Annotated in this window: 5 protein-coding genes; all 5 read right to left on the bottom strand. The window is 63.7% G+C overall.

Annotation, left to right across the window (positions count from 1 at the left end):
* Positions 1 to 52: 52 nt before the first annotated feature.
* From I5M_RS04445 to I5M_RS04425, 5 genes are read right to left on the bottom strand one after another with little or no spacing between them, the layout of a single operon-like run.
* On the bottom strand, positions 53 to 1,702 hold the full coding sequence (locus tag I5M_RS04445; RefSeq protein ID WP_022720304.1) for a branched-chain amino acid ABC transporter permease: 1,650 nt from the start codon (positions 1,700 to 1,702) through the stop codon (positions 53 to 55).
* A 2-nt stretch (positions 1,703 to 1,704) separates the two neighbouring features.
* Positions 1,705 to 2,586: a branched-chain amino acid ABC transporter permease gene (locus I5M_RS04440; protein ID WP_022720303.1), complete on the bottom strand. Its 882-nt coding sequence runs from the start codon at positions 2,584 to 2,586 to the stop codon at positions 1,705 to 1,707.
* Positions 2,587 to 2,592: 6 nt separating this feature from the next.
* A complete protein-coding gene (locus I5M_RS04435; RefSeq protein WP_022720302.1) occupies positions 2,593 to 3,354 on the bottom strand; it encodes an ABC transporter ATP-binding protein in 762 nt (253 codons plus the stop codon).
* Positions 3,355 to 3,357: 3 nt separating this feature from the next.
* A complete protein-coding gene (locus I5M_RS04430; protein WP_051048656.1) occupies positions 3,358 to 4,122 on the bottom strand; it encodes an ABC transporter ATP-binding protein in 765 nt (254 codons plus the stop codon).
* Positions 4,122 to 5,408: an ABC transporter substrate-binding protein gene (locus I5M_RS04425; RefSeq protein WP_022720300.1), complete on the bottom strand. Its 1,287-nt coding sequence runs from the start codon at positions 5,406 to 5,408 to the stop codon at positions 4,122 to 4,124. The genes I5M_RS04430 and I5M_RS04425 overlap by 1 nt, the downstream gene beginning before the upstream one ends.
* Positions 5,409 to 5,578: the final 170 nt, after the last annotated feature.

Raw genomic sequence — 5,578 nt, 5'->3', positions numbered from 1 at the left:
GCTTCACTTGCGCCATCGAGCACACTCCACACCACCGCTGCGCGGTTGGTTGTTAGGATTCCAGCAGGTCGTGCACGCGGCGCAGGAACACGCCGTGATACGCATCCTTGGTGGTCTTGTAGATCTTGTCCTCGACGACCCGCGGCGCGACGCCGCGGAAGCCGGACAGCGCCACAATCCGGAAGCCGTCATCCATCGCCGAAATCGCGTATTTGTCCGGCTGCGGCTGGCTGCGGAAGTAGATCAGCAGCCGCTCCAGCGCCTCGCTGTGCTGCAACTGCGGACCGCGGCGATGCTCGTCGATGATATCGGGCGTCACCAGCGTCTTCAGGAAGTCGCGCTGCATCTTGTCATAGCGGCGCCGATAGGCCTCGTCCGCATTGTTGATCTCGGTGGCCTCTTCGGGCAGCAGCTCGCCGCCCTTTTCGGCCCGTGTGGAACGCCGCTCGCTCTTCTTCTTGTTACGCCAGCTGCGGAACTGCTGCTTGATGCCGAAAATGCCGTTGCGCAGATAGATCACGGTCGCCAGCATGATCAGGCCGATGATGATCAGCCGCGGCGGGCCGAGCGTGATCATCACCTTGTCGAAGAACACCACGATCAACGTGCCCACCACTGCGCCGTCGGCGCGGCCGATGCCGCCGATCACCAGCATGGCGAGGCCGAGCAGCACGGTGTCGAAATTGAACAGCGAGAATGCGACGCCGCCGAAATTCGCCGAGTAAAATCCGCCGATGAATCCAAGCGCCACGGATGAGATCAGGAACACCCGCACCCGCGCCTGACGGAAATCGACACCCGTGGCCTGAGCGAATGCCTCACGCTTCTCCGGCGCCATGCGCAGGATGCGGCCCAGCCGCCGGCCGTTGACGAAGCGATACAGCAGGAGCGCCAGCAGCATCAGCGCCAGGCAGGCGTAGTAGGCGATCTGTAGCTGCCCGCTCTGCGACCACTCCTGAGGAATGTAGGTGTCGGCGCCGTAGAGGCCGCCGGTCGCCGCGCCGAACTCCTTCGAGGTGACGAAATAGACGCGGCACAGCTCGTTGAGCCCGAGCGTCAACAGCGCGTAATAGAAACCATCGAGCCGGGTCGCCGGAAGCGCGATCAGCCCACCGAAAATCAGGCCCACGACCGCACCAACCGGCGGCAGCAGCCACCATGGTAGGCCGAACTGGACCGACAGGAAGGCGGTGAGGAACGCCGCGTTGCCGACCACCGCGTAGGTCGCCAGCGAGAAGATGCCCGCCGTACCGATCACCAGCATCCAGCAAAGATTGATCGCGGCGTAGATGCCGAAAGTCGCGCCCGCCGTCAGCAGCGTATTCTCGAGCCGCATCGGCGTCAGCAAGGGCACCAGCGCGAGGACCAGCAGCCCCATCACCCACCAGATCGGCCGCTTGTCGACGATCGTCTTCTCGCGGCGCAGCGTCTTGGGATTGTACTCGCCGTGGATACGGAGCAAGCGCCGGCGGGTCGGCCAATAGCGCCAGCGATTCCAGGTCGCAGCGCCGTGACCGGGCCATTTGTAGTAGTAACGCAGCCGCCCCACCGGCGACAGAGCCACCTTCGAACTGCGCGTCGCCTCCCAGACGTCCTGATGACTGCGGTGCGGAACGGTCGGCAGCTCTTCGGTCTGCCCCTCTTTGTCCCAGACGTAGAGCGGATTGCGCCAGATCGTGCCTCCGGCTTCGGTCGAGCTCATCGTCAGGCCTCCCTCGCCTTGTCCAGCAGGCCGGCGATGCCGCGCGGCCGCACCAGCAGGATGGCGATGATCAGCAGAAACTGGGTGATCAGGACGTAGCGGCCGCCGACCGAGACTGTGGTCAACGCCTCGTTGAGGCCGAGCACCAGCGCGGCGATCACCGCGCCCTGCACGCTGCCGAGCCCGCCGCACAGCGCGATCGCGACGGCCTTGATCATCGGCATCAAGCCGCCGAAGGGCGAGATGTAGTAGGTCTGCGACAGCAGCACGGCGGACAGGCCGGCGAGACCGCCGGTGATAGCCATGACGTAGAACGAGGTCCGCCGCACGCCGATGCCGACGATCGAGGCGGCGTGCGGGTTCATCATCATGGCGCGGATTTCGAGGCCACGACGGCTCGACCGCATCCAGCGCAGAACGAGCAGCAGCATGATGACCGAGGTCAGCACGTTGCCCACCCGGTCGGCGGTGAGAACCATGCCGGACAGCGACAGCTTCCAGGTGCCAAAAATCTCCGGCAGGCTCTTCGAACGCGGCCCGAACCACCACATCAGCGTTTGGGTGCCAACCAAATTGATTGCCAGGGTGGCGATCAATCCGCGTGTCGTGAAGTTTGGCTTGTCGTGAATCGGGATGAACGCCACCGCGCAGACGAGAACCCCGCCGAGCGCACCGGCGAGGATTCCGACCGCCAAGACGGCGAGGCCGAACGAGGTGACATATTGGGCGAACAGCCAGGCGCCGTAGCCGGCGAAGGCAAACACGAAACCGTAAGAGAGGTTGAGCAGGCCGAGGCTCGACCAGGTGATCGAGACGCCGATCGCCAGCGTGCCGTAGATCGCGGCGAGCACGATTGTATTGCTGATGATGAACCACAGATCCATGTGATGTTACGCCTTGCTGAGATCGTGCAACATGAGAGCTGCGGAAGCCTCGCCCTTGAGCTTGCCGGCGTGCATCCCGATGATCCGGTCGACGCGGCCTTCAAGCAGCGCGACGTTCTGTTCGGCGATCACCATCGCCGACGTGCCGAGGTCGATCGCCATCAGGGCGTCGATCACGCTCTTGCCGATCTTCGGCGCGAGACCGAGCGACGGTTCGTCGACCAGGAACAGCGACGCCTCGGCCATCAGCCCGCGTCCGATCGACACCATGCGCCGCTCGCCGCCCGACAGCCGGCCGACCGGAACGTGCATCAGCTTCTTCAGCGGCGGGAAGATTTCCAAAATGCCGAGCTTGCGCTGCGCTCTCTCGCGCCAGGCGCGCGGCGTGAAGGCGCCGGAATCGAGATGTTCCTCGACGGTGAGGCCATGGAAAATCTCGTCGCCCTGCGGAATCAACGCAAGGCCGGACCGCACGATCTGGTGGGTGTAGCGGCCGGGGCCCTGGCTCCTGGTCCGCCCGACCTCGACGCCGTTGAGCTTGATCGAGCCGCGCTGCCAGCCGGTGAGGCCGGCGATCGCGTAGAACAGTGTCGATTTGCCGTGGCCGTTGAGACCGACGATGCCGATGCGCTCGCCGGAATTCACGATCAGATCGAGATCGTGAATCACCCGCATGGGGCCGTAGCCCGCCGACAGGCCGGAGACGTTGAGGACGTCGCGCCGATCGATCGAGGCGGGCAGCGGCAGTGTGGTTGGGGAGGCCAGCATGGGCTACGCCTCCTCGACATTTTCGAAATAGGCGGCGTGGACCTTGGGATCGGCCAGCACGTCCTTCATCAGCCCTTCCGAGATGACTTCGCCCGCATCCATCACCATGACGCGATCGGCAATCGTCGACAGCAGCTCGATGCGGTGTTCGACGATGATGATGGAGATGCTCATCTCCTTCGACAGCACACGCAGCAGGAAGTCGATCTCGTCGACTTCGGAGTTGATGAGCCCCGCGGCCGGCTCGTCCATCAGCAACAGAGACGGGCGGCGCATCAGCAGACAGGCGAGCAGCAGCTTGCGCCGGTTCAGCGTCTCGAGCTGAACCGCCGGCATGTCGGCGTCGACCTTGAGGTTGACGAGCTCGGCGCCGTATTCGGCGTCGTATTTGGTGAGGTAAGGCGGAAACGCCTGGCGTGCGGCCTTGAAGGTTTCCTCGACGGTGAGTTCGTCCGGGATCACCGGCGTCTGATAGGTGCGACCGATGCCGAGCCGGGCGCGGGCGTGCAGCGGCAGCGACGTGACGTCCTCTTCCTTGAACCGCACCTTGCCGCTCTTCGGCGCAATCCGCCCGGACAGCACTTCGAACAGACTGGTCTTGCCGGCGCCGTTCGGCCCGATGATGCCCAGCACCTCGCCACGTCCGACGCTCAGATTGATGTCGCGCAGGATCGTCCGGCCGCCGAGATCGAGGCTGATGTCGCTGCCGGAGAACAGCGGCGAACGCGGCGCGCCGCTCCGCCGATCATCCTGCGCCTGCTTCAGCATCAGGTCCACCACGGTGCCGGCTTGAGCTTGGCTTCCGACACCTCGGATGGGAAAATCAGCTTGTGGTCCTTGTCCTGCACTTGGAAGTACAGCTGCGCCATACCCTTTTCGAGCTCGGAGGCCTGAATCTCGTCGCCACCATTGTTCGGGAAATGGAAGGCCTCCTGATAGGCGTTGTTCATGTCGAGATAGCCGTTGACGCCGCGTTGCGGATTGGCGCGGATCCAGTCGGACACGTCCTTGAACTTGCGCGGATCGCCGACCGCCTCCCAGGCCTTCTTGAGGTAGTAGGTGTGGTCGTAGGCCAATCCCGTGTAGGCCAGCCCCATGACGCCGGGAAAGCGTTTCTTGTATTTGGCCCCGAACGCCTTCCCCTTCTCGTCGGCGTAAAGCCCGGCCGTACTCGACCACGCAAAGCCGTTGGCGGAACTGCCGGCCAATGTCAGGAATTCTGGCTGCGACGGACCGTATTGCAGATAGACCAGCGAATTCGGCACCGGATCGGCGACGAACTGCTTGCAGAACGCCGCGTATTCGGCCGCGACCCAGTGGTCCACCATGATGGCGCCCGCATCGACCTCCTTCATTTCGCGGATGACCGGCGACCAATCCTGAACCGGAAACTGAATATCGGTGACGCGGGCGACCTCGAACTTGCCGCGTTTCTTGATGGCCTCCTGCGCAGCCTTGGAAATGGTCTGGCAGTAGGCCACCTGCTCCTGAATGATGTGGACCTTGCGGTTCTTCGGCTTCCAGACGCCGACCTTCTCCTCGTGCTCAAGCCACAGCGGATAGGTCCAGCCATAATTGACCTCGGACGGCGCCGTCTGGAATACGTGGCTGTATTTCTGAGGATTCTTCTTCACCGCCTCTGTGCCGGCGCGTTGGGCGTTGCCGTAGAGCAGCGGACATTTGTACTTCGAAGACGCGTCGATCGCCGGGATTGGCACCAGCGTGAAGGCGAACGAAATCGCATCGACCTGGGCGTCGATACAGGCGGCGATCGCCTGCTTGCTGCTCTCGGGCGACAATACGTCGATATCGACCTGAAACAGCTTGAGCTCGCGGCCCATGATGCCGCCGGCGGCATTGATTTCTTCCATCGCCAGCGTCGAGCCCTGGGTGAAGTCGAGATGATCCGCGACGCCCGCCGCCGAAGTCTGCGCCGATGGCATCCCGATGGTGATCGGCTTTCCTGTGAATGCCCGCGACTTGGTGATCCACGGCATCGCCATGGCGGCGCCGAGCCCGGCGGTGACGGCACGTCTGGTCAGTTTCGAAACCATCTCAACACTCTCCTGCAAAATCAGCCGACTACACGTCCGACGGCAAAGCAGGGGCGTGCCTGCAATCGGGCGCGCCGATGCCGGTGACTACTAGCGTCCACCTGTCCAAGCCGATTAGTCGTTGCGGGTCGAATCGCGTCGGCCGCGTTCGCACCGCGCGCAAATACTCT

The organism is Rhodopseudomonas sp. B29, from assembly GCF_000333455.1.
GTDB lineage: Bacteria > Pseudomonadota > Alphaproteobacteria > Rhizobiales > Xanthobacteraceae > Rhodopseudomonas.
The sequence above is the reverse complement of the archived record's forward strand: the minus strand, read 5'-3'. Positions and strand labels throughout refer to the sequence as shown.

Coding starts and splice junctions, on each gene's coding strand:
- I5M_RS04440 (WP_022720303.1), bottom strand. CDS start 2,586: ATGGATCTGTGGTTCATCATCAGCAATACAATCGTGCTCGCCGCGATC.
- I5M_RS04430 (WP_051048656.1), bottom strand. CDS start 4,122: ATGCTGAAGCAGGCGCAGGATGATCGGCGGAGCGGCGCGCCGCGTTCG.
- I5M_RS04435 (WP_022720302.1), bottom strand. CDS start 3,354: ATGCTGGCCTCCCCAACCACACTGCCGCTGCCCGCCTCGATCGATCGG.
- I5M_RS04425 (WP_022720300.1), bottom strand. CDS start 5,408: ATGGTTTCGAAACTGACCAGACGTGCCGTCACCGCCGGGCTCGGCGCC.
- I5M_RS04445 (WP_022720304.1), bottom strand. CDS start 1,702: ATGAGCTCGACCGAAGCCGGAGGCACGATCTGGCGCAATCCGCTCTAC.